The sequence below is a fragment of the Pseudomonas fluorescens genome (assembly GCF_902497745.1).
Classification (GTDB): Bacteria; Pseudomonadota; Gammaproteobacteria; order Pseudomonadales; family Pseudomonadaceae; genus Aquipseudomonas; species Aquipseudomonas fluorescens_BM.
In genome coordinates this window covers 100,742-123,993 of the sequence record NZ_CABVHJ010000008.1, presented here as the reverse complement: position 1 = coordinate 123,993, position 23,252 = coordinate 100,742, and the positions used below count along the sequence as shown (strand labels likewise).

Genomic DNA, 23,252 nt, shown 5'->3' with positions numbered 1-23,252 from the left:
GAGGGCAGATTATAGATGCAAAAAAGAAACCCTGGTCTGTCGCCGTTTTCTCGTGGTCTGTCCCCGTCTTACGGAGGCAGCGAAGACTGGGGGAAGATTGAAGAAAGCTCTGCGCGATGAGGTGCATCATCAGCCGCAGAACCTGTAGTGGATTTGTGGGGAACCAACAGGGTTTTTCCCCGATTGCGACCGATTATGGCTTTCAGGGCTTCCAGAATTTAATTTCTTCCAGGTGGCGCTCTATATCATCCATGTCATCATCTCCAAGTGTTGAGTCAAAGTTCTTGCTGATGATTTTCCTTACTTTGGCAAGGCGCTGAGTAACCTTTTCATTATCAATAAAGTCAGTGGTGGCTTTCCGGTAATCTTCGACGGGTTTATCCGCGTAGTAGCTTCCCATTTTGTGTAGTGAAATTAGGATGAACTCGATGTCTGCTAGAACTTCGAGTGCATCCTTTCCATTAAGAACTATCTGTTTGTTTTTTTCTAGCATCATTTCCGCCGGTTGAATGTTGGATTCTCTAGCTTCACATTTCCTTTGATCGTAAGCTCCATTGTGCCGTATCTAGGGTTTTTTACCCATTCAAGTTGAGAGTCCGGCACGTCTGTTTCAATGTAGTCTCTGCCACGTCCTCTGCCAATTTGATACTTATCTTCAGCGTCTAGTTGGCTCAATGGCTTTTTGTTGGCAGGTTCCACGTAGACACGATTGTTATCCTGAGCTTGGATTGCTCCATCACGTTCGATGCCGGTGGATCCCTTTCTGTTGGTGTAATGCCGGACGCGAGTCGTGCTTTCTCCGCGTGGTGCGGGAGCAGGTACTGCAGGTGCGCCTTCATTGACTCTCGCTTTCTCTGTAGGGTTTCCGACATTACCCGTAGATTTGGATTTTTTCTTTGGGCACTCACTATTCAACCCCAGCGGATCCACCCACCCCGTAGGGTTAGGCACGTACTGGTAGCTATTCAAACCACCTGCAAGCTTGATCGGATCCGGCGTCAAAAACCGTCCAGTTCCCGGATTGTAGTAGCGGTGCCGGTTGTAATGTAACCCTGTCTCCGCATCGAAATACTGACCCTGGAACCGCAACGGGTTATCGATCTCGCTGACGTCCAGCTCGGCGAGATTACCGTAGGCTCGGTACTTCGCCGACCACATGATTTCACCGCTGTAGTCGGTGAGCTCCTGCGGTGTGCCGAGGTGGTCAAGTTGGTAATAGAACGGCGTGGCTTTACGTGGGCCTTCGCCATCGAGCATCGCCAACGGCCGGAAGCTGCCCGGCTCGTAGATGTAGCTGCGGTAGCGGTTTTCGGCGCTTTCGGCAATCAGGCGTTCGCCTTGCCACAGGAATTCGGTGATGTGGCCGTCGACGGTTTTTTCTATACGTCGACCGAAGGCATCGTACTTGTAGGTTGCAATACTGCCACCCGGGAGGCTAACGCCGATCAAGCGGTGCTGGCAGTCGTAACGATACTCGGTGACGAGTTTCTGTCCTGTGCCGCGACGCTCGCGAATCAGATTGCCGTAGGTGTCGTAGTCATAATGGCGGTCACCCTGCATCAGCAGGCGGTTGCCTTTGACGTTGGCGAGGTTTGCTGTGCCTTCATTGCTTTGGCCTAGCAGGTTGCCCGCCGGGTCATGGGCGAAGCTTTCCGGAGTAGCACCGCGCACGCTGATCAGTCGGTCGAGCGGGTCGTAGTGATAGCTGCGGTTGCCTTTACGGCTGTCATCGATACCCGCGAGATTGCCATTGGCGTCGTAGTTATAACGACGCTGGAACAGGCTCTTGTCTCGCTGGCCAACAGTGTGGGCTTGCAGACGGCCTTGTTCGTCGTACTGGTATTGGCTGAGCAGCAAACCTTGCTGACGTTTTTGTTCGCGCCCAGCACTGAACTGGTGAGAGGTCAGGCGTGAGCCGTTGAGGTCGATGCTGCTGAGTTGCCCGCCGGGTTGGTGACGGTAATCGAGTTTGCTGCCGTCGGGGAGGCGGCAGTGTTTGAGCTGACCAACGCTATCGTACTCGTAGCGCAGGGTGCCCCAACCTTGGTGTTCTTCGATGAGGCGGTCTTGCAGGTCGTATTTATAGGCGAGCGGCCAATGACCGTCGTCGACGTTTACGAGGCGACCGAGGGCGTCGTAGCTGTAGTGGATTTCTTCGCCATCGGCCAGGGTTTTCACCAGCAGCCGGCCAGCAGCGTCGCGCTGATACTCAGTGACCAGTTCACTGCCATCGTCGCCGAACTCGGTTTTCTTCAGCAGTTGACCGTTGAGATCATACTCGTAAGCCGTACGACGACCGTCGAAACCGGTTTCCTGCTGGATCAGGCCGTTGGCGAAGTAATCGAGGCGGTATTGCTCGCCGCGCTCGTTTTCGATTTCAGTCAGCAGCAGACGTGAGTTGTCATAGCGATAGCGAAGTTGGCTGCCGTCGGGATTGATGCGGCGGCTGACCAGATGCAGGTTGTCGGCGTATTCGTACCGAGTGATGCGGCCGAGTTCATCGCGTTCAGCGGTGACATTACCGTAGGCGTTATAGGTAAACGCACGGGTTGCGCCGCCCGGCAGCGTGACCTGAGCGAGGCGATTAGCTGCGTCCCACTGGTATTGGGTAATGGCGCCGGACTCTTCTTGGCGGGTGATCTGCCGACCCAGCGCGTCGTAGCGATACTTGCGCTGGCCGCCATCGGGCAGGCGTTCTTCCAGCAACTGGCCGAGGTTGTTCCAGCCGAGTTGATGGCGACTGCCGTCCGGGTGGCGAATCTCCAGCAGACGCCCCTGGCCGTCGTAGCTGTATAGCGTGGCGTTACCGTCCGGGTCGATTTGTTGGGTGATATCGCCCTGTCGGTTGCGTTGGTACTTCCAACTGGCTTTGCCGCGATGAACATCACTCACGAAACCGTTGATGTATTCGTACGTTGTGGCTTCGTCTTCCGGCGGGATAACGGCAGTCATCAAGCCGTTGTCGTTGTAGCGGTACTCGGTGACGGCACCCAACGGATCCTTTTCCGCGATCAATTGGCCTTTGTCGTTGTAGGCCTTGAGATGCTCGGCACCGTCCGGGTCGATCTTGCTGATCAGTCGCGCCTGATCATCGTGGGTGTACACCTCTTCGCTGCCGTCGGCGTTGGTGACAGTCACGCTGCCTTTTTCATCCCAGGCGTAGTGCGCTTCCATCTGCGAGAAGTTGGCCCAGTGATGTGTGCAACGAGACAGTTTGCCTTCGTTCTCCCACTCCCAGTAGAACGCAGCGCCGCCCGCCAGTTGCCGCTCGAGAATGACGTGCTGTTCGTTGTAGCGATAATGTTCGGCTTCACCGGCCGCGTTCTTCGCCTCGATCAGACGATGCTGGGTGTCATAGCAGTAGGTGACCAGCGTCTGCACCGTATTCCAGGCGTCTTCCAGATTGTCCGCGGGCAGGAACTGCTGATAGTCGACCGCGACAATGTGTTTGCGGTCGTAACGTAGAAGCAGGGCGCGACCGGCGCCGTTGTCGAGGCGTTTGATGCGACCGTGGATGTCGCGTGTAACGTGCAGTCGATTACCGTAGCTGTCGCTGATGGCGATCAGCGTTGCGCCTTTGCTGTTAAAGCGAAAGTGGTAGAACGATGGACGCTTGCCGGCTTGGGCGAGAATCAGTTCCGATGGATCGTCACCGAGGAAAATGGCAGCTTTTGAAAGGCTGTTGGTGATCGCTGGACGTTGTTCACTCGGGAGCGGGAACGGCGTTGCGCGGTTTTCGTGGTCGGTCCAGATTACTTCATCGCCATTGATGTCAATGCGATGAGCCAATGCATGGCTCCAGCCATAACCCAGACCGCAATCAATTTCCACGGCACTGGTTCTGTAGAGGCGCGTCCACTCAAACGGCAGTAGCCCGTCGAGTTGACCGTCGGTCAGCGTCAACAGCTCTTCACCGGTCACCATCGAAACCGGGCACCCATTAGTGCAGGTATCGGCGGCAGGTTCTGCACTTTTGTCGGCCGGGGTCTTCGCCTGCTTAGAAGCATCGTCAGCTATTTTTCCGTCCGCGAGTTTCGCGTTTTTCTTGCCATCAAACCGCAACTCGGAAATCCCGTTTCTCACCTTGGCCGTCACACCCCGCGCCGCAACAGCGGTGTATTTCGCGACGTATTCCATAAAGCCGTTGATAATCTTGAACAACGACTTCACGAAACCGACGACGGCGTTGAGGACAAGCTCACCGTATTTCTTCAAGCGGGCGATCAGGTAGATAACGCCCGTGCCTTCAGCCGCAATGGTGAGTACCACGCCAATCACGATGTCGATGGCGATACCGACCACCATTGCCGTGGTGGCTTTCGCGATGTCGCCCGCCATCTTCATCGGCGGCAGGCCTGCCAGCCAGATCACGGCGCTGCGTACCAGCAGGAACAGCGCGGCTTCGTCACTGGCCAGCAACATGGCCTTTTTCATGATGTCCGGCGAGCTTTTGGCAACTTTGATCAGTTCATCCGCACCCGCGCCAAGATCCTTCGCAAACTTGCCGGGGTCCTGCAGGATATCGAGCACTTGGTTGATGCCATCCCACACACCCTTGATGGCCTCCCAGCCACCTTCAAGAATGCCGGTTCCAATCGCCATTGCAGTGCCCGAGGTGGAAACGTTCGACCATTGCGGTTTGAAACCTGCCCATTCCTTACGCAGAAAACCTTCCAGGTCAGCGGTCACGCCGCTGTAGGAGCTGAACAGCGCATCGATCTGCGCCGGCGTCACTTCGTTATGAACGCGAATCTCGTAGAACTTGCCGGGAATACCACCGGTCCAGGCGGCTTTGCCTTGCGCGTCGAGTTTGACCTTGCTGACTGCACCACCTTCCACGGCGACAATTTCGACTTCGATATCGCCTACCGGAATGTCATAAACCGACTCGAATTTACTTTCGATCAGCAACGGTCCCTTGAGCGGGCACTGAGCCACGTTCGAAGTGAAATTACCGTCAGTCATGCTCACCGCTTTGCTGGTGTCACCAACCTTGATCACTCGCTCCATACCCAGCAAGGAGGGCAAGTCAGCGGCTCGACTGGCCTTGTCGGCAGCCCGCGCATACCAGGTTTTGGTTTGTTCCTGATACAGCTTCAGACTGTCCTTGAAGGTGTTCAGTTGGTTGTCAACAAAGGCAACGCGATCCATCAGCCTTGCTCCAGAATCAGGTGGTTTAACAGTGCTTCTTTAAGGTTTTTCGGTGCGTCCGGACGGCGCACGAAACGGCTGATTTTCAGCTTCAGGTTGTTTTCGGGCCAGGCGGTATAAATGTCTGGTCGGTCTTCTTCCAGCCACTGCATCAAGTTGCTGATCAGCGTCGTCGGATTTTCCTTGGCCAAGCCGTCCAGTAACGCCTTCGGCACCTCCCACCACGGCCAATCTTTCACCTTCGGCACAACCCGCGTCCCAACCTCCAGCGACTGCCCATTAATCAGATACCGCTCAAACATCGGCAGCACTTCCCCAGCCTTCTCCCCCAACCCATGCAGAATCGGATAGATATGCCGTCCATCCCAAAACCGGAAAAACACCTCGGTCCCGTCCGGCATCTTCACCTGCGTCAGACTGCGCAGGTGTTCGAACACTTCATTCGGCTCGGAACGCGACACCGCCAGCCAGCCCCAATCGAGGGCATCGGTTTCAGCGATCCACGGCAGGAACGCGGAATTGGCTTTGAGTTCGGTGACGTAGGGCATCACCGGTTGCCAGGTGGAGTAGGGCGTGCCGCCCCAGATCGGGATGAGCTGGGCGGTGGGTTCGGTGAGATACAGGTTTTTCAGCGCGTCGGAATCACTCGCCGCACTGATCACCAGATACAAGCGCTCGCCAGTCTGCAACGGCTGTTGCGCCAGCCAATCCTTGGGCGTAATTCGATCAGATGGCACAGGCACCTGCCTTGCATTTTTCGCATTCTTCGCAGAATGGCGCGTTACGTTTGAGGGTGTTGATCTGGGCCGGGGTCAGGACCTGGCCGGCCTTGTCGGCGTCGGCCTGTTTCAGGATGCCGGGTATCAGCGGGGCGGCGCCGGTGCCGCTGCCGGGACTACCCCCGGAATTCATGTTGATCACCGGCCCACTCATCGTCACGCCACCAGCATCAATCTTGATAAAGCTGCCGCCGCCGATCAGGGTCAGCTCACTACCGGCTTCCATCACCACTTTCATGCCGCTGCTGAGGTGGATTTCTTGCCCGGCGTCGATGAACTGGCCGGTGCCGATCTTGATGTGCTGATTGACGCCCACGGTCAGGTGGTCGTTGGCGCGGGTTTCGACTTTGCGGTCGGCGTAGACGGTGTGGTGTTCTTCGGCCTTGAATTCCGTGTAGCTGCTTTGCTCGACGGTGTCGTGGCGTTCGTTGCCGACGCGGATTTTCTGGTCGTGCTCGATGTTTTCGTCCCAGTCGCGCTGGGCGTGCAGGTAGATCTGTTCCTGACCTTTTTTGTCTTCGATGCGCAGTTCGTTGTAGCCGCCACCGCCCATCGAGCTGAGGGTTTTGAAGGTGCTGCGGGTTTTGTTGGCCGGCAGTGGATAGGGGACGGTGTTTTCCTTGTGGTACAGGCAGCCGCTGATCAGCGGTTGATCAGGGTCGCCTTCAAGGAAGGTGACCAGCACTTCCATGCCGATGCGTGGGATGGCGATGCCGCCGTACTGGGCGCCGGCCCAGGCGCTGGAGACGCGCAGCCAGCAGCTGGTTTTGTCGTCGGCTTCGCCTTCGCGGTCCCAGTGGAACTGGACTTTGACGCGGCCGTATTCGTCGCAGTGAATCTCTTCACCTTTCGGGCCGGTGACCACGGCGCTCTGGCTGCCGAGAATGCGCGGTTTCGGGTGACGTAGGGGCGGGCGGTTCGGCACGTCCCATGGGGTCGCTTGGAAGCGGTTGCGATAGCCCTGGTGGAAATCGTCTTTCAGCGCGGTGGTGTCGCTGGTTACCGACTCTTCGAGGACTTGCGGTTGCTTGCCTTCGTGGTGGACTTCGGTGAGCAGCCAGAGGTCGTTCCATTTGGCTTTCGGGTGCGCGGTCAGGGCGAGGAAGTGACCGCTGACCAACAACGGTTGATCACTCTTGCCTTCAGCCAGTTTGAAATCGCTGCGATGACGTTCGAGGGCGCGTTTGGCCAGGTGTTTGCCGCGCTCGCGGTCGATGAAACGACCTGGGTAGTCGTAGTCTTCGAGGTCGGGCAGGGCGTCACCACGGTTTTCGCTTTCGAGGGTGAGGCGTGGTTTTTCGAAGTCGTAATCGCGACGGGTGGTGCGGCTGGTACGGGTTTCCAGGCGCAGGTCGAAGCGCTTGATCACCGGGTCGCTGGCGACCATGCCGGAGTCTTGCTGATAGGCCACAGGCTTGAGTTTCGGGAACACCGTCTGGTCATCGCCGAACACCAGTTTGTGCGCCGTCGCCGTGTGCTCGAAGTGGTAGTGGATACCTTCTTCCTCGCACAGGCGCTGGATGAAATGCAGGTCCGATTCATCGTATTGCACGCAGTAGATGCGCTCGGGATAAATCGAACCGGTCTTGAATTCGTAGGCGTTGCTTTGAATGCCGTGCTCTTCAAGGACCATACCGATGATTTTCGGCACGCTGAGGTTCTGAAAGATGCGCTGGTTGATACGGTGCGCCAGGTACGACAGTTGCGGGCGCAGGGTCACCGAATAACGGGTCAGGCGTTTGCCGGAATCGCCTTGCGCGGCGCGGTAGATCTGGCCATGGATGCCGCTGCCGTCGGGCGACAGTTGCAGGAAGGCCGGTTTGTGCAGCAGGGTTTCGAGGTCCAGCGACGGCTGCTCACTGACCAGCTCCACCTCGAAGACAAAAGGCTGGCTGATGGCTTCGCGACCTTGCAGGGTGAATACCTGAAAGTCAGCAGAAAGACCTTCGATGGTCAGGGCAAAGTGGGTTTCATTGGCCGGCGCGAACATCCCTTGTTCCTCGTGCTGTACAGCGGCGTGCGTCGACGACCGCAAAACGGCTCAACTTACGCGAAATTCTGGAGGGCGAAAACAACATCGACCAGCAGAGCTGGCCGATGCTTGTAACGATCAGCCGTAATTAAACGACTGGAGCACGCCAGTCATCGGAACCCGAAGTACCGGATACTTCGTGGGTCCAGGTGATTTTACGGTAGGTGAACTGCACTTCTTCCAGGTGGGTGAAGTGCGAGTTGCCTGGATCCTGGCAGTTGTGCATTTTGTTGTTGATGGCGACGATGATCGCGTCTTCCAGTTTGGTGGTGTAGTAGTGCTCTTGGGTGCCTTGAGCAGAAGTACGGAACCACTGGATAACGATTTCGCTCATGCGCTCGCCGGAGGTCAGAGCGGCTTGCAGCAGAGGCGAAGCCTTGTCGTAGACCTTGGTGATCACAACTGGCTTGTGAACGCGCTGACCGGTTGGCTGACCGGATTGCGGGTCACGCGGGATGATCACGTCGTGGCTGAAAGCCTGAACCATAACCTGATCTTCGTGGCCTTCCTGGTAGGTGTTGCCTACGGAGTCAGCGGTGAATGCGCCTGCAGTGATCAGGCCTTGTTTTTCGCCGGTAACCGACATGTACGCTGGTGTTGCCATGGGGTGCTCTCCTTGCGGAATAATTTAAGGTGCCCGGGAGGCGAAATCGCCCGGTGGGTGCCTGACTGTTATCAAGGAGCGTGCCAACAATTGTGGCGACCATGCGGGCCGGGGTGTTTGTCTGATTTTTCAGGCGCTTGTGCGAAAAAAAGCGCTCGCCCAATGCAAAAGTGCGCAAGAAGTTGCGCAGTACTGCGCAACTTCTTGCGCACTTGGCTGCAGGCCTTGTGCGACGTAGCTCTCAGCGGTTTTATCAGGCTTTTTTGCAAAACAAGTGCGCAACTTCTTGCGCACAATGGCCAGGTGCCTTCATTCAGCTGAAGCGGCTGCCTCGAGGCTTTCAGATCAAAAGATCGCAGCCTTCGGCAGCTCCATTTGGAGTGTGTTTTTCCTGTAGGAGCTGCCGAAGGCTGCGATCTTTTGATTTTTCAACGCGCAAGTTGTGTCAGACACTCATCGATCGAACGCTGCTGCGTCGCAGCATACAACCCCAACTCATCAATAGTCGCGCGCCCCAGCGCCTGCTCAAAAGCCTGCCGATTGGAATGCTCGCCATAATGCGCCTGCGCCGCGTCGCCAAGGTTCGACTGAAAAATCCCCGCTGCACTGACCGGCAGGAAATCTTCGTACACCAACGGTTCCGCTTTCACATAACCATCGCGCAACAAGTCCTCCAGTGACGACTGCCCAAGTCCTCCCGCCGTTAGCCCTTTTTCCGTAGCGAAATAGCGAAAGTACGCCAACCCTTGTTCTCGCATGCACTCGACACTGTCAGGAAATTCGCCAAAGTGCTGAGCCATCAGCGCGTTGTAGCGTGCGGCATTGCCTTCGTTGGGGAAGTCACCGAGTTCATCGCGTGCGGCATTCAGCAAGCGGTCATACAGCGCCCGGCCTTTGGGCGTGAGTGCCGCGCCGCGCTGTTCGATTTCGCCGAAACGCGCGCTGTGACTGCCACGGGTTTGGTTCTGATCGGTAAAGGCGATCGGCTCATCCAGCGCTTTGAAACTGGTTTGGCGCAAGAGGATCGGGCATTGCCGGCGCGGCGGGCCTTCGATGATCGCTTTCGGGGTGATGCCATGGGCTGGCATTTGCTCCTGGACGCGGTCGATGTCCAGCGTGCGGGGCGTCAGGTGATTGATGTGCGGACCTTTGAATGCAACCACGTCGGCGATCAAACGGTGTTGGGCGCTCAATGTCTGATACTGCGCGGCGGTGACCGTAGCGCTGTGATGCCAACGAAAGGTTTCCAGTGCCTGTAGGACGAATGCCTCGGCCTCGCGTTCATTTAGTCCACCTGCGTTTTCAGCTTGCGCGATCAGGCGCAACGCCTCCGAGGTAAAGATCGAACGCTTGGCCAATACCGATTCGGCAAACGCGCGCAGTTGCGCATCCTCAATCAACTCGAGGCGCAACAGTGACGTAAACACCCGAAACGGGCTGATTTGCAGGGCCTCCTCATGCACAGCGCGAAACGCCGTCGAATGCACCGGCACGCCCGCCGGAGTCAGGTCGTAATAACCCACCGGCTGCATGCCCATCACCGCAAACAGGCGGGCGAGGGTGGCCAGTTCGGTGGCGGTGCCGACGCGAATGGCGCCATGGCGCTCCATGTCCAGCCGTTGGATTTCACCGGTGCTGTCGAGCTGCCGGGCGATGTCCGGCTGACGTGCAAGCACTTCGCGGTTGGTCTGTCCCACCAACTCCATCAGCCCCCTACAGTGGCACTTCTTCGCGGTACATGTCGGACATCGCTTTGGAGAAGCGCTGGCGAATCAGGTCGGGGCTGACGAACGGCTGCACGGTCATGAAAAAAATTCCTGCCACGGTCACGGAATGGATGAGGGAAAAGATCGCAGCCTTCTCTCACGCGGGCAAACGAAGAATCCTACGAACTTCATTCTGCCAACGACTGATCCACCAGTTCGATCCAGTGCATCACCCGCGTGCGTCCGGCACTGGCCAGATGGCTCTGACAGCCGACGTTGGAAGTGACGATCAGCTCAGGGCGGCCACTCTCCAGCGCATTGAGGCGGTTGTCGCGCAGTTGCCGGGCCAGCACCGGTTGCGTCAACGAATACGTACCCGCCGAGCCGCAGCACAAATGGCCGTCGGGCACGGCGGTGAGATTGAAACCGAGGCGTGTCAGCACGGCTTCCACCGCGCCGCCCAATTTCAACGCGTGCTGCAAAGTGCACGGGCAATGCACGGCAATCCGCCGCTCGCTCGCCGCGCAGACTTTTTCGAGCGGTTCCTGCGCGAGTATCTGCACCAGATCCAGCGCCCGCTCGCTGATTTCCCGGGCCTTGGCCGCATACACCGCATCGTCTTCCAGCAAATGCCCGTAATCCTTGATGAATGCACCGCAACCGCTGGCGGTCTGCACAATCGCTTCGGCGCCGTTTTGCAGTTGCGGCCACCAGGCATCGATGTTCTGCCGGGCGCGGTCGAGGCCTTTGGCTTGCGCGTCGAGGTGATAGTCCAACGCGCCGCAACACCCGGCCTCGGCCACCGGGGTGACACTGATGCCCAAGCGATCCAGCACCCGCGCCGTGGCGTCATTGGTGTTTGGCGATAACCCCGGTTGCACACAGCCCTCCAGCAACAACACGCGACGGTCATGCCGAGGGGCAGGGCGCGAGCCGTTAACCGGCAGGTGCTGCGGCAGTTTGCTTTCAAGCAAACGCGGTAACAGCGGCCGAAACGTCGTGCCCACCCGCAGCAAGCCCTTGAACAACCCAGGATTCGGCGCCAATGCGCGCAAACCTTCGCGCAACAGGCGCTGAGCTGCCGGACGCGGCACCGCGTGATCGACCACTGCGCGGCCAATGTCGAGCAGGTTGTGATAGTCGACGCCGGACGGGCAGGTAGTTTCGCAGTTGCGGCACGACAGGCAGCGATCCAGATGCAGTTGCGTCTGCGCCGTCGCGGGTGCGCCTTCGAGCACTTGTTTGATCAGGTAGATGCGCCCGCGGGGGCCATCGAGTTCATCACCGAGCAATTGATAGGTCGGACAGGTCGCATTGCAAAAACCGCAATGCACGCAGGTGCGCAGAATCTTCTCCGCCTCGGCGGCGCGGGGCAGTTGTCGCGATTGTTCGCTGAGGGTGGTTTGCATGACTAAAACTCCGCGTACATCCGACCGGGATTGAACAGCCCTTGCGGGTCGAGTTGCACTTTGAGTTGTCGGTGATAGCGCAGCAGTGTCCAGGCCAGCGGCTGGAACGGCGAAGAGCTAGCGCCGTGGGTGAAGCAGGTGGCATGGCCGCCGAGTTCCTGAGCGAGAATATGTATGTGCGCCGCGTCGGATTTCAGCCAGCGTTGTGCCCCGGCCCAGTCGATCAGTTGCGCGCCGGGCAGATCCAGTGGCCCGAGATTGTTCGGCAACGACAAGCGCCACAGCGGCAGACCTTCGTTGAAAAAACCTAGACGCTGCTCATTCAGATCCTGCCAGAACCCTGAATCCAGCGGTTCACCACCGAGGCGTTGATGCGCCGCCGTTACCGAACCTTCGCCGCCCTCAAGCCGCAGATACAGACTCTGGCCATCGTGGCAGGCGGCACTGATCGGCAACGGTTGCTGACCCCATTCGGCAAGCTTGGCCAGCGCCCGCGCGCTGTCCATATCGAGGCGAATGCTCAGGCACTGGCGCGGTTTCGGCAGGACTTTCAGCGACACTTCGGTGAGCACGCCGAGGCAGCCATAGCTGCCAGCCATCAGCCGCGACAGGTCATAACCGGCGACGTTTTTCATCACTTCGCCGCCGAAACGCAGGTGCTGACCGAGGCCGGTGATGACTCGTGTGCCCAAGACGAAATCGCGCACCGAGCCAGACCACGGCCGTCGTGGCCCGGACAAACCCGTGGCGATCATGCCGCCGACGGTGGCGCTGTCGGCGAATGAAGGCGGTTCGCAAGGCAGCATTTGTCCGGCGGCATCCAGCGCCGCCAGCAGCTCGGACAACGGTGTGCCGGCGCGCGCCGTGATCACCAGTTCGGTTGGCTCGTAACGGACGATGCCGCAGTGGGCACGGGTGTCGAGCACTTCACCGGCTACCTCGCAACCGAGAAACGCTTTGCTGTTGCCACCCTGAATTTTCAGCGGCGTGGCATTGGCCCGGGCCTCGTTGACCTGATCGAGCAGGGCGCTGGCGGCGTCGACATCGGCCATCAGAAACGCTCCAGTTCGGGGAACGGCAATTGCCCGGCGTGAATGTGCATGGCGCCGAATTCGGCGCAGCGGTGCAGGGTCGGAATGTTCTTGCCGGGGTTGAGCAGGCCTTGTGGGTCGAACGCGGCTTTTACTGCGTGAAACAGGCTCAGTTCGTCGCTGTTGAACTGCGCGCACATCTGGTTGATTTTTTCGCGGCCGACGCCGTGTTCGCCGGTGATGCTGCCGCCGACCTGCACGCACAGTTCGAGGATCTTGCCGCCCAAGGCTTCGGCGCGATGCAGTTCGCCGGGTTGATTGGCGTCGAACAGAATCAACGGGTGCATATTGCCGTCGCCGGCATGGAACACGTTGGCCACGCGCAAACCGTATTCTTCACTGAGGCGTGCGATGCCTTGCAGGACGCCGGGTAATTCGCGGCGGGGGATGGTGCCGTCCATGCAGTAGTAATCGGGCGACAAACGTCCGATGGCCGGGAAAGCATTTTTGCGCCCGGCCCAGAACCGCACGCGTTCGGCTTCGTCGCGGGCCTGACGCACTTCGGTGGCGCCGGCCGCGGTCATGACCTCGCGCACCCGCTGGCAATCGTCGTGAACATCGGCTTCCACGCCATCGAGTTCGCACAGCAGGATCGCCTCGGCGTCGACCGGGTAACCGGCGTGGATGAAATCTTCAGCGGCGCGAATGGCGAGGTTGTCCATCATCTCCAGGCCGCCGGGAATGATCCCCGCCGCGATGATTTCGGCGACCGCGCGGCCGGCCTTTTCCACGGAATCGAAACTGGCCAGCAGGACTTTCGCGACTTGCGGTTTGGGCAGCAGTTTGACCGTAACTTCGGTGATGATCCCCAGCAGGCCTTCGGAACCGGTGAACAACGCGAGCAAATCGAAACCGGCTGAATCGAGCGCGTCCGAACCGAGGGTCAGGCGCTCGCCTTCGATGGTCAGTACTTCGATTTTCAGCAGGTTGTGCACGGTCAAACCGTACTTGAGGCAATGCACGCCGCCGGCGTTTTCGGCGACGTTGCCGCCAATCGAACAGGCGATTTGCGAGGACGGATCCGGCGCGTAATACAGACCGAAAGGCGCGGCTGCCTGGGAGATCGCCAGATTGCGCACCCCCGGTTGAACCCGCGCGGTGCGCGCGTCGGGGTCGATGTGCAGAATATTATTGAAGCGCGCCATCACCAGCAGCAGGCCCTGTTCCAGCGGCAAGGCGCCGCCGGACAAGCCGGTGCCTGCACCACGGGCAACCACTGGGACGTTTTTCTCGTGGCAGAGTTTGAGCAGGGTTTGCACCTGCTCAAGTCGACGGGGCAGGGCGACCAGCATCGGTGTGGTGCGGTAGGCGGAGAGGCCGTCGCATTCGTAGGGTTTGAGTTCTTCTTCACGCCATAAAATGTCGAGGTCAGGCAGCGCTTGCTGCAATGCCTTGAGGAATTCAGCCTTGTTCACCTGCGGTAACGGGCCGTCGAGGCGTTCGTCATAAAGAATGTTCATCTCAGGCTTACCCCTTGCTGATCGTTCCCACGCTCTGCGTGGGAATGCAGCCCGTGACGCGGAGCGTCCCTTGAGGCATTACCACGCAGAGCGTGGGAACGATCAGTGGCTGGGTGCATTGTCATCTCTGGCTTCCCAAAAACTCGCGATAAAGCTCTGCAGTATTCCCCGGTTGTTCAACCATCGGCATGTGCCCGACGTGATCCCAGACATCCACGCGCAAATTGGCGATGCCCTTGCTCCACACCGGCACGCTGCTGACATCGATAAGCCGATCCTTGCGCCCCCAGAGCAACAGTGCCGGGCATTTGATGTCGGCAAGTTTCGGCTCCATCGGCGGGCTGGCGCGAAAATCGCGGAAGATCTCCTCCAGTTCATTGCGTTGTTGCTCGTAACGCTGGGCGATGGCGTCCAGCACCAGGTTCGGCACCCACGGCGGTGATTCCATGGTCATTGCGTAAAACTGGCGAAACTCTTCCCGCGAGTTGATCAGAAACGGGTTATGCCCGCGCGCCAGATGCCGCTCCATGTCGCTGATCTCCGGTGCGGTGACGCCCGCCGGGTCGATCAGCGCCACCGAAGCAATGCGATCCGGGTAAGTCGCCGCCAGCCACGCCGCGATGTAGCCGCCCATCGAGTTGCCGATGACATGGACTTTCTCCACGCCGCAAACGTCGAGCAACTGGATCATGCGTTTGGCTTGCAGCGGAATGTCGTAGCCGCCGCCAGCCTTGAAGCCGGTTTCACCGTGGCCGGCGAGGTCCGGGATGATCACCCGATACTGGCGCACGAAGTGCCGGGAAAAGCGCAGCCACAGGTTCTTGTCGCCGCTGTAGCCATGCAGCATCAGAATTGCGCTGGCCGCTTCATACGGCCCTCCTTGCCAGGTCGAGACGGTCATCTCGGCGATCGGCACTTCGATCTTGTGCAATTTGTACAACTTGGCCTCGATGGCCATGTTCAGGTCGTACAGCCAATGACCGACCGCCGGATAACTCAACCAGCTCCAGGCCACGAAAACCGCGAGGGCGACAAACAGCAAAAGCATCGACGTCTTCCTTTTACGTGTTCAGGACAGAATGTGGTCGGCCGGTTTCAGCGCCCGGGTCAAGCGGTGATAGCTGAAACTGAAGCCGGGAAACATCGCGATCACATGACCGCTCTTGCTTTGATACCAACTGTGGCAGCCGCCGGACTTCCAGACCGTGCGCTCCATCTCTCGATGAATCATCTCAGTGTAGGTACGTTCCGCATCACGGCGCACTTCGATGCTGCGCAGGCCTTTGGCCTGCACGGTGCGAATGCAGTCGAGGATGTAGTTCATCTGCGATTCGATGATGAACAGCGCCGAGGTGTGGCCGATGCCAGTGTTGGGCCCGGTGACGATAAACAGGTTGGGGAAGTCCGGCAGGCTGGTGCCCAGATACGCGCGCGGGTATTGCGCCCAGACCTCTCTGAGTTGCACGGCGTTTTTTCCGCTGACCGGATAGGAAATCACCCCATCGGTAGCGTCGTAACCGGTCGACCAGACGATCAGATCAACATCGATGTGCTGGCCGTCCTGAGTATTGATACCGGTTTCGTCGATGGAAGCGATGCCTTGCTCGCGGGTATGCAAGGTCACGTTGGGACGGCTCAGCGCCGGGTAGTAGGTGCTGGAAACCAGTACCCGTTTACAGCCGATGGTGAAGTCCGGCGTGAGTTTTTCTTGCAGCAGCGGGTCCGGCACCTGGCGTTTGAGAAAGCGCAGGGCGTGCTGCTGCACCATATGAATCGCCGCTTTCGAGTATTTGAACGCAATGACCCGGGTTTCGAATTGCCAGTAAATCAGCCAGCGCAACAGTTTGTAGGCAGGTTTGCGGCCGAGCAGCCAGCGTTGCAGGGGCCCGAACTGGCGATCCGCGCGGGGCAGCACCCAATGCGGCGTGCGCTGAAACACGTGCAGTTGCTCGACCTGCGGCGCAATCACCGGAATCACCTGCACCGCACTGGCGCCGCTGCCGACAATCGCCACGCGTTTACCCCGGTAGCCGTAGCTGTGATCCCAATTGTTCGTATGAAAAGTCTTGCCTTGAAAGCGATCCTGGCCAGGAAAGTGTGGGATGACCGGTTGGCTCAATGGCCCAGTGGCATTGATCAGGAACTGCGCATAAAAGGTGCCTTTGCTGGCGGTGCGCACGGCCCAGCGTTTTTCCGTGTCGTCCCATTCAACGCGCTCGACATTGGCTTGCAACTCCACGCGGTCACGCAAACCGAACTGCTCGATGACATGCTCGGTATAGCGCTGCAGCTCGGCCTGCCCGGCGAACATCTGCGACCAGCGGTACGGCGCAAACGACAGCGAATACAGCGGCGATGGCACGTCCACCGCCGCGCCGGGGTAGGTGTTCTGGCACCAGGTGCCGCCAAAGAAGTCCCTTCGCTCCAGCAGGCGAAAATCGTCGATCCCGGCCTTGAGCAGGTTGACCGCAGCACATTGACCGCCAAAACCACTGCCGATGATCAACACTTTATAGATGTGCATGGGCCTCCTTCTTATAGTTGTTTTTCCATTTTGCTCCTTTCATGTATAGCCAAATATTTGCCCTGTGCGCGGCCCTGATGGCGCGCTATTCAGCCCGCTGGCCGGTGATGGCTATTTAACGTCGCCCTGTTAGACTTCCAGCACATCCGTCCTGCGGTGTGCGTGATCGAGGTCCTTATGGGAAATACCGGAGGAAAGGGACTTTCATTAGCCAGGAGGCTTTATACATCGCGCATCCTCGGGTTGATTCTGGGGCTCGTGTGCGTGAGCGTGGCGATGTACTCGCTCGATCCGCCGTTGTGGGTCTGGGCGCTGATGCTCTTCAACGGCCTGGTCTGGCCGCATCTGGCGTTTCAATGGGCGCGCCGCGCCCGGGTTCCTTACCACGCTGAACACCGCAATCTGTTGATCGACGCCTTTTTCGGCGGCTTTTGGCTTGCCGCCATGCATTTCAATCCGTTGCCCACGGCGACGACCATTTCGATGATGGCCATGAACAACGTCGCCATCGGTGGTTTGCGTTTTTTGTTGGCCGGTTCCGCCGCGCAGTTGCTCGGGGTCGGCGTCGGGCTGGTGGTATTTGCTCCGGCATTCATTCCGCAAACCACGCCTGCGCAAATGTACGCCTGCTTCCCGTTACTGTTGCTGTACCCGCTGGCGCTGGGCTGGATCTGCTTTCGCCAGGCCTACACCCTTGGCCGGCATAAACGCGAATTGCTCGCCCTGAGCCGCACCGACAGCCTGACCGGGTTGCTCAATCACGGCGCCTGGAAGGATCAACTGGAGATTGCTTTTCAGCGCTGCAAGCGGCAGAAACAGGGCGCGGCGATTGCGCTGATCGACATTGATCACTTCAAGGCAATCAACGATACCTACGGCCATGTTGCGGGCGACATCGTGTTGCGCCAGTTGAGCAAGTTGCTTAAACAGAACCTGCGGGCGACAGACGTTGCCGGGCGTTATGGCGGTGATGAGTTCTGCGTGATTCTTCCGGATCTGCCACTGTTCAACGCCGCGCAGGCGATGGAGGCGTTGCGTGAGCGTTTCGCAATTCTGGGGTATGAGCAGAATCCGGCGTTGAAGGTCAGTTTGAGTATTGGCCTGGCGGCGTACGATCCTGCGCATGCCGACGCGACGCGCTGGCTCAATGATGCCGATCAGGCGCTGTACGAGGCCAAGGCAGGCGGGCGTAATCGGGTGATCTGCAATTGCGATGGCAAGCCCCGGCGGACGTTGCTGGATTCGGTTTGACTGCTCCACCATAGATCCCCTGTGGGAGCGAGCCTGCTCGCGAAAGCGCTGGGTCAGCCAACATTGATATCGCCTGACACGACGCCTTCGCGAGCAGGCTCGCTCCCACAGGGTTTTGTGTTGTCGGTTAGATCAGTGTCGCATTCGGTGTAGAGCCTCGCGCCGATGTCGGGTACGGTTAAATCCCCCAGACGCGAAACAAGGATCGCTTCATGACGTTCTCATTTTCTCGCTCCCTGCTGGCCGCCAGCCTCGGCCTGTCTCTCGCTTTCTCCACTGCACACGCCTTTGCCGAACCGCACAAACAAGTGCTCGCCGATGCCGAGCAATACCAGCCAGAAGCGCTGAAACTGCTGGAGCGGCTGGTCAACATCGACTCCGGTTCCGGCTATGAGCCCGGCCTCAAGCAAGTCAGCGACATCGCTATCGATGAGCTGAAAAAACTCGGCGCGACCCTCGAACTGGTGCCGAACACGCCGGAAAAATCCAACCATGTACTGGCAACGCTGAAAGGCACTGGCAAGGCGAAAATCCTGCTGATGGCGCACATGGACACGGTGTTCAAAGACGGTTCGGCGGCCGAGCGGCCGTTCCACATCAAGGACGGCCGCGCTTACGGGCCGGGTGTGATGGATGACAAGGGCGGCATCGTCGCCGGGATTTATGCGCTGAAAGTCCTGAAAAACCTCGACTTCAAGGACTACGCGCAAATCACTTTCCTGCTCGACGCCAGTGAAGAAACCGGTTCGGACGTCGCCACCGACCTGATCAAGAAAACCGCCAAACAGCACGACGTGACCCTCAACCTCGAGCCGGGCCGCCCGGCTGATGGTCTGGTGGTGTGGCGCAAGGGCAGCGCGACGGCGCTGGTCGAGGTCAAGGGCAAAGCCGCGCACGCTGGCGTCGCCCCGGAACTGGGGCGCAACGCGGCGATGGAAGCCGCGCATCAGATTCTGCAACTGGGCAAACTCGGCGATGAAGCGAAGAAAACCACCATCAACTTCACCGTGCTCAAGGCCGGCGACCGCACCAACGTGATTCCCGATCAAGCCACGGCCAAGGCTGACGTGCGCGCGGCGGTGCCGGAGGAATTTGACCGGATCGAGAAGGATCTGGCGCGAGTGTCGCAGGACAAACTGATTGCTGAGACGGAAGTGAAGACTTCATTGCAACGTGGCTTGCCACCGATGCCGCAGACGCCTGAGTCGGATCGTCTGATGGCCATGGCCCAGGGGATTTATGGCGAGATTGGCCGCAAGTTGACCGAGGAGGGCAGTGGGGGCGCGGCGGATGCCAGTCTGTCCGCCGGGGTCGGCACGCCGACGCTGGACGGCTTCGGGATTGTTGGCGGCAATATTCACACGCCGGAGGAATACGCCGAAGTAGCGAGCGTGGCGCCGCGGATTTATTTGTTGTCGCGGATGATCATGGAGTTGGCCAAGCCACGGTGAGGTAGCGATCGTTCCCACGCTCTGCGTAGGAATGCCTCAACGGACGCTCCGCGTTCGGCTTTGTGTGGGACGCAGAGCGTCCTGGGCTGCATTCCCACGCGGAGCGTGGGAACGATCATTAAGCCGCGGTGAGGTGGTTTGCGGTGTGATGAGGTCGGCGGGGTGCCAGATAAATCGGCCCCTCACCCTAACCCTCTCCCAGAGGGAGAGGGGACTGACCGTGTTGTTTGTGGTCCATGTGGCAACCAGCAGATCAAGTTGAATGCAAATTTGCATTCAGCGCGGTCTCTCACGTCGGCGTAGATCCAGAGCAACCCCAATCAGTGCCCTCTCCCTCTGGGAGAGGGCTAGGGTGAGGGGCTTTTATGGGAAAAGTTGGTATCTGTTGATGCGCGAGGGCTGTGCGATTTTGAATGTGATTCAGGCGCGGGCGGTGCAGCGGGAAGAGGCTTACAAGACGCCGGTTTAGCGGTGTAGCGGCGGACGCCTTCGCGAGCAGGCTCGCTCCCACAGTGGATCTTGGGTGAACACAATATTCGTGTTCGACACCGATCAAATGTGGGAGCGAGCCTGCTCGCGAAAGGGACGGTAAAGCGTGTGCATCACTCTTTGACGCTCATGTATTCCTTGGCCCAGAGAATGTATTCCTCCGGCTGGGTATAGGTGTGCGTCAACTCGGTCGCGCTCAAATCGGATGCCTGAGTGAAGATCTGCCGCTGTTCACGCAAGCTGTCATACGTCGCTTTGATCGCCGCAAAGTACGCACCATGCCCATCGATGGTCACGCGCACACCGAGCTCGGCCAGACGTTTGTCGTCGCGCAGCGCCGGGTTGCCGTAGGTCACCAGCATCAGCGGCACGGTCAGGTGTTCGGCGATTTGCTCGAGCTGATCGAAATCCTGAATCCCGACCATGCAAATGCCGTCAGCCCCGGCCGCCTGGTACTGGCGAGTGCGGCTGATGATTTCCTGGTTCGGCAGGATGCCGGCGTTGGTACGGGCGATGATCGCCATTTCCGTATCAACCCGGGCTTCCAATGCCGCGCGGATCTTGCCGACGCCTTCGGCAACGGTGATCAGGTCGGTGGATTTGCGGCCGAATTGTGCCGGCAGCAAGGTGTCTTCGATGGTCAGGGCGGCGACGCCGGCGCGTTCCAGTTCGACGATGGTGCGCATCACGTTGAGGGCGTTGCCGTAGCCGTGGTCGGCGTCGGCGATCACTGGCAATTGGGCGACGCGGCCGATGCGGGTGGCCTGTTCGGCGAACTCGCTGAGGGTGATCAGGGCAAAGTCCGGGGCACCGAGCACCTGCAACGAAGCCACGGAACCGCCGAGAATCCCCACTTCAAAACCCAGGTCAGCGGCAATGCGTGCGGACATCGGATCGAACACCGACGCCGTGTGATAGCAGGTGTCAGAGGCCAGCAGTTGACGGAAGTTACGGCGCAAATCTTGATGGGAAAGCCTGGTCATACGAGTTCCACCAATACAAAGGAATGGAAAGGCTTGAACAAAGGTGTCAACGCCGAAGAATGAAAAGGCTATCACGCGAATGGGTCAATGATCATGACGAATTTGCAAGGGACAGGTTGTCGCGGACTCTTTTGCTGAAAGGATTTACCATTTTGCGGTGATGACCGTCAGGCCGCCACCGCCTGTTGCTGTTGATTGGGCAACATCGCCGCACGCACCGAATTGCCCGGTTGCAGTTGCAGACGCTTGGCCGTGAGGCGGTCGATCACCAGGCTGCTGCCGACCCGGCGGGCGCGGGCGACGGTAATGCGGCAGTTTTCCAGACGGCGGTTGTGAATCAGCCACAACGGTGCCTGATCATCCGGGCTGCCGAGGCTCAGGGTCAGCTCGACGCTCTCGCGCACGGTGCGGATATTGCGCACCGGCGCTTCGATCACCGGGCCACCGTCGAAGATGTCGATGTAGCCTTTGTGGGTGAACCCTTCGGCCTGAAGGATTTTCAGCGCCGGTTCGGTATTCGGGTGTGCCTGGCCGATCGCCGCCTGGGCTTGTTCGGTGAGCATGCAGGTGTACAGCGGCTGGCGCGGCATCAGTTCGGCAATGAACGATTTGTTGCCCAGCCCTGACAAGTGATCGGCATGGCTGAAGTCCATCTGGAAGAAATGCCGGCCCAGACTGTCCCAGAACGGCGAACAACCGTGTTCATCGGCGCTGCCGCGCAATTCGGCAATCATCTTCTCGCCGAACAAGTGCGGGAACTCGGCAACGAACAGCAAGCGCCCCAGCGACAGCAGGCGACCATTGTTGCCATGGCGCTGATCATGGCCGAGAAACAACGAGCACAGCTCCGATTGGCCGGTCAGTTCGTTGTTGAGAAACAGCGTCGGGATCTGTCGTTGAATGCCCAGATCCGGTGCCGAACTCACGGTCAACCCGACCCTATAGTTGTACCAGGGTTCGCGCAAGCCGACCGCCCCGGCCAGGGCGCTGACGCCGACGACGCGCATGTCGTCGTCTTCGAGTACAAACAGATAGTCCGCGTCGGCCCGTTCCACCTGTTCGGCGAACGCCCGTTGCGCCCAGCGGACCCGGTGGGACAGGCGATCTTCGTTGGCCGGCAGGGTGGTGAACCCCGGGCCGGCCTGTTGCACCAGCGCCATCAAGGCTGGCAGGTCGCTGACTTTGACCGGGCGGACAATCATGCTGTAGCTCCTTCGCGCCTGTTCGGGCACTGTCGTTGGCTGCGCAACCGGGCGGGTTTCACAGGGCAATCAGCCGAATCGGGCTGCCATCGGTCACGTTCAGCGCCGCACACATGGCAGGGGTGAGGGACAGCGGTTGACCGGGTTGGTAATCGAGTTCGGCAATCATCGCCCGGAAGCCGTGCAGCGCGTCATTGCTCAGCAGATAACGGCCACGGGCATCGATCTGTGGCTGTTGCTGCACCGTTGCCATCTGGCTACGCGCGATCGAACGGATATTGGCGGTGCGCGCATACAGGGTCGGGCCCGCGTCGAACAGGTCGATGTAGCTGTTGGTTTCGAAGCCTTCACGCTCAAGGATGTCGAACGCTTCCTGACCGTCCGGGTGGATACGACCGATACAGTCTTGCGCCGCTTGCGGCAGCATCGGCACGTAAATCGGGTATTGCGGCATCAGTTCGGCGAGAAAGGTGCGGCTCTGCAGCCCGCACAGGCGTTCTGCTTCAACGTAGGGCAGGTCGAAGAAGTGTTTGCCCAGTGCATCCCAGAACGGCGAATGACCTTCTTCATCGCTGTAGCCGACGATTTCGGTAATCACCGCCTCGGCAAAGCGCGGCGCATGGGCGGCGATGAACAGCAGGCGCGCCCGTGACAGCAACTCGGAAAACGGCGTGCGTACCAGATTGGCGTCGATGTGAAAGCCGCGCAGCAGTGTGTGATCGTTGAGGTCGTGGCACAGCGACAGCGCTGGCACGCCGTGTTCAATGTTCAGCTCGCGGGAAGCGCTGGTGAAATGGCGGTTGCGCAGGCTGTAGAACGGCTCCTCAAAACCCGCCGTCGCGAGAATCTCCGAGCAGCCGACCAGTCGCTGTTCGTCGAGGTTTTCCAGCACGAAGAAGTAGTTCTCCGGGCCGTTAGCCTCTGCCGCGCTGGCGAACGAGGCACAGGAACCGGCGATTTTCGCGCGCAGACGCTCGCTGTCGTCCGGCAGGGAGGTCACGCCCACCAGACTGTCGCGGGCCAATTGTTGGAGCTGGGGCAGGTCAGTCTGCTCGACTGGGCGTAAGACCAGCATGGATGTACTCCTGTATCAAAAGGTTCGGCAAAGTCGCCGAACCTG

General features: G+C 59.2%; 15 protein-coding genes and 1 pseudogene. 2 read left to right on the top strand and 14 right to left on the bottom strand.

The features are described 5' to 3' along the window. Window positions 1–202 precede the first annotated feature (202 nt). The 11 genes and pseudogenes from F8N44_RS14665 to F8N44_RS14615 form a co-directional block, all read right to left on the bottom strand. Window positions 203–493 carry a hypothetical protein gene (locus tag F8N44_RS14665; protein WP_150650776.1) on the bottom strand — a complete coding sequence of 97 codons (291 nt, stop codon included), beginning with the start codon at window positions 491–493 and terminating at the stop codon, window positions 203–205. Further along, window positions 493–5,151: an RHS repeat-associated core domain-containing protein gene (locus tag F8N44_RS14660; protein ID WP_150650775.1), complete on the bottom strand. Its 4,659-nt coding sequence runs from the start codon at window positions 5,149–5,151 to the stop codon at window positions 493–495. The genes F8N44_RS14665 and F8N44_RS14660 overlap by 1 nt, the downstream gene beginning before the upstream one ends. Then, window positions 5,151–5,888, bottom strand: a complete 738-nt coding sequence (locus F8N44_RS14655; RefSeq protein WP_150650774.1) for a DUF4123 domain-containing protein — start codon at window positions 5,886–5,888, stop codon at window positions 5,151–5,153. Before F8N44_RS14655 ends, F8N44_RS14660 begins: the two co-directional genes overlap by 1 nt. After that, the gene (gene tssI, locus F8N44_RS14650; RefSeq protein WP_150650773.1) at window positions 5,878–7,920 is read right to left on the bottom strand and encodes a type VI secretion system tip protein TssI/VgrG; all 2,043 of its coding nucleotides are present in this window, start codon (window positions 7,918–7,920) and stop codon (window positions 5,878–5,880) included. The genes F8N44_RS14655 and tssI overlap by 11 nt, the downstream gene beginning before the upstream one ends. Before the next feature lie 130 nt (window positions 7,921–8,050). Next, a complete protein-coding gene (locus tag F8N44_RS14645) occupies window positions 8,051–8,566 on the bottom strand; it encodes an Hcp family type VI secretion system effector (RefSeq protein WP_007919523.1) in 516 nt (171 codons plus the stop codon). A 428-nt stretch (window positions 8,567–8,994) separates the two neighbouring features. Further along, window positions 8,995–10,372: pseudogene (locus F8N44_RS14640) on the bottom strand (VOC family protein). Between the two features lie 88 nt (window positions 10,373–10,460). Then, the gene (gene glcF, locus F8N44_RS14635) at window positions 10,461–11,681 is read right to left on the bottom strand and encodes a glycolate oxidase subunit GlcF (protein ID WP_150650772.1); all 1,221 of its coding nucleotides are present in this window, start codon (window positions 11,679–11,681) and stop codon (window positions 10,461–10,463) included. A 2-nt stretch (window positions 11,682–11,683) separates the two neighbouring features. Beyond that, window positions 11,684–12,733, bottom strand: coding sequence for a glycolate oxidase subunit GlcE (gene glcE, locus F8N44_RS14630; RefSeq protein ID WP_150650771.1), 1,050 nt, complete (start codon window positions 12,731–12,733; stop codon window positions 11,684–11,686). Then, window positions 12,733–14,232, bottom strand: coding sequence for a glycolate oxidase subunit GlcD (glcD, locus tag F8N44_RS14625; RefSeq protein ID WP_150650770.1), 1,500 nt, complete (start codon window positions 14,230–14,232; stop codon window positions 12,733–12,735). Before glcD ends, glcE begins: the two co-directional genes overlap by 1 nt. A 121-nt stretch (window positions 14,233–14,353) precedes the next feature. Continuing rightward, complete coding sequence (locus F8N44_RS14620) at window positions 14,354–15,280, bottom strand: alpha/beta fold hydrolase (RefSeq protein ID WP_150650769.1); 927 nt, start codon at window positions 15,278–15,280, stop codon at window positions 14,354–14,356. Between the two features lie 21 nt (window positions 15,281–15,301). Next, window positions 15,302–16,756 (bottom strand): flavin-containing monooxygenase, encoded by a 1,455-nt coding sequence (locus F8N44_RS14615; RefSeq protein WP_150650768.1) that lies wholly within the window; start codon window positions 16,754–16,756, stop codon window positions 15,302–15,304. Window positions 16,757–16,933: 177 nt separating this feature from the next. On the opposite strand from F8N44_RS14615, the gene F8N44_RS14610 reads away from it, so the two are divergent. Further along, window positions 16,934–18,007: a diguanylate cyclase gene (locus F8N44_RS14610; RefSeq protein WP_150650767.1), complete on the top strand. Its 1,074-nt coding sequence runs from the start codon at window positions 16,934–16,936 to the stop codon at window positions 18,005–18,007. Window positions 18,008–18,219: 212 nt separating this feature from the next. Further along, window positions 18,220–19,458 (top strand): M20/M25/M40 family metallo-hydrolase, encoded by a 1,239-nt coding sequence (locus F8N44_RS14605; RefSeq protein ID WP_150650766.1) that lies wholly within the window; start codon window positions 18,220–18,222, stop codon window positions 19,456–19,458. Window positions 19,459–20,060: 602 nt separating this feature from the next. Here the strand turns inward: F8N44_RS14605 and F8N44_RS14600 are convergent. From F8N44_RS14600 to F8N44_RS14590, 3 genes are all read right to left on the bottom strand, one after another. Further along, complete coding sequence (locus F8N44_RS14600) at window positions 20,061–20,930, bottom strand: isocitrate lyase/PEP mutase family protein (protein ID WP_007919546.1); 870 nt, start codon at window positions 20,928–20,930, stop codon at window positions 20,061–20,063. A 167-nt stretch (window positions 20,931–21,097) separates the two neighbouring features. Then, the gene (gene astA, locus F8N44_RS14595; protein WP_150650765.1) at window positions 21,098–22,132 is read right to left on the bottom strand and encodes an arginine N-succinyltransferase; all 1,035 of its coding nucleotides are present in this window, start codon (window positions 22,130–22,132) and stop codon (window positions 21,098–21,100) included. A gap of 58 nt (window positions 22,133–22,190) precedes the next feature. Next, window positions 22,191–23,207: an arginine N-succinyltransferase gene (locus F8N44_RS14590; protein ID WP_150650764.1), complete on the bottom strand. Its 1,017-nt coding sequence runs from the start codon at window positions 23,205–23,207 to the stop codon at window positions 22,191–22,193. Window positions 23,208–23,252 lie beyond the last annotated feature (45 nt).

Coding starts and splice junctions, on each gene's coding strand:
- glcE (WP_150650771.1), bottom strand. CDS start 12,733: ATGGCCGATGTCGACGCCGCCAGCGCCCTGCTCGATCAGGTCAACGAG.
- tssI (WP_150650773.1), bottom strand. CDS start 7,920: ATGTTCGCGCCGGCCAATGAAACCCACTTTGCCCTGACCATCGAAGGT.
- F8N44_RS14615 (WP_150650768.1), bottom strand. CDS start 16,756: ATGCACATCTATAAAGTGTTGATCATCGGCAGTGGTTTTGGCGGTCAA.
- F8N44_RS14600 (WP_007919546.1), bottom strand. CDS start 20,930: ATGACCAGGCTTTCCCATCAAGATTTGCGCCGTAACTTCCGTCAACTG.
- F8N44_RS14665 (WP_150650776.1), bottom strand. CDS start 493: ATGCTAGAAAAAAACAAACAGATAGTTCTTAATGGAAAGGATGCACTC.
- F8N44_RS14620 (WP_150650769.1), bottom strand. CDS start 15,280: ATGCTTTTGCTGTTTGTCGCCCTCGCGGTTTTCGTGGCCTGGAGCTGG.
- F8N44_RS14645 (WP_007919523.1), bottom strand. CDS start 8,566: ATGGCAACACCAGCGTACATGTCGGTTACCGGCGAAAAACAAGGCCTG.
- F8N44_RS14660 (WP_150650775.1), bottom strand. CDS start 5,151: ATGGATCGCGTTGCCTTTGTTGACAACCAACTGAACACCTTCAAGGAC.
- glcD (WP_150650770.1), bottom strand. CDS start 14,232: ATGAACATTCTTTATGACGAACGCCTCGACGGCCCGTTACCGCAGGTG.
- glcF (WP_150650772.1), bottom strand. CDS start 11,681: ATGCAAACCACCCTCAGCGAACAATCGCGACAACTGCCCCGCGCCGCC.
- astA (WP_150650765.1), bottom strand. CDS start 22,132: ATGATTGTCCGCCCGGTCAAAGTCAGCGACCTGCCAGCCTTGATGGCG.
- F8N44_RS14610 (WP_150650767.1), top strand. CDS start 16,934: ATGGGAAATACCGGAGGAAAGGGACTTTCATTAGCCAGGAGGCTTTAT.
- F8N44_RS14590 (WP_150650764.1), bottom strand. CDS start 23,207: ATGCTGGTCTTACGCCCAGTCGAGCAGACTGACCTGCCCCAGCTCCAA.
- F8N44_RS14605 (WP_150650766.1), top strand. CDS start 18,220: ATGACGTTCTCATTTTCTCGCTCCCTGCTGGCCGCCAGCCTCGGCCTG.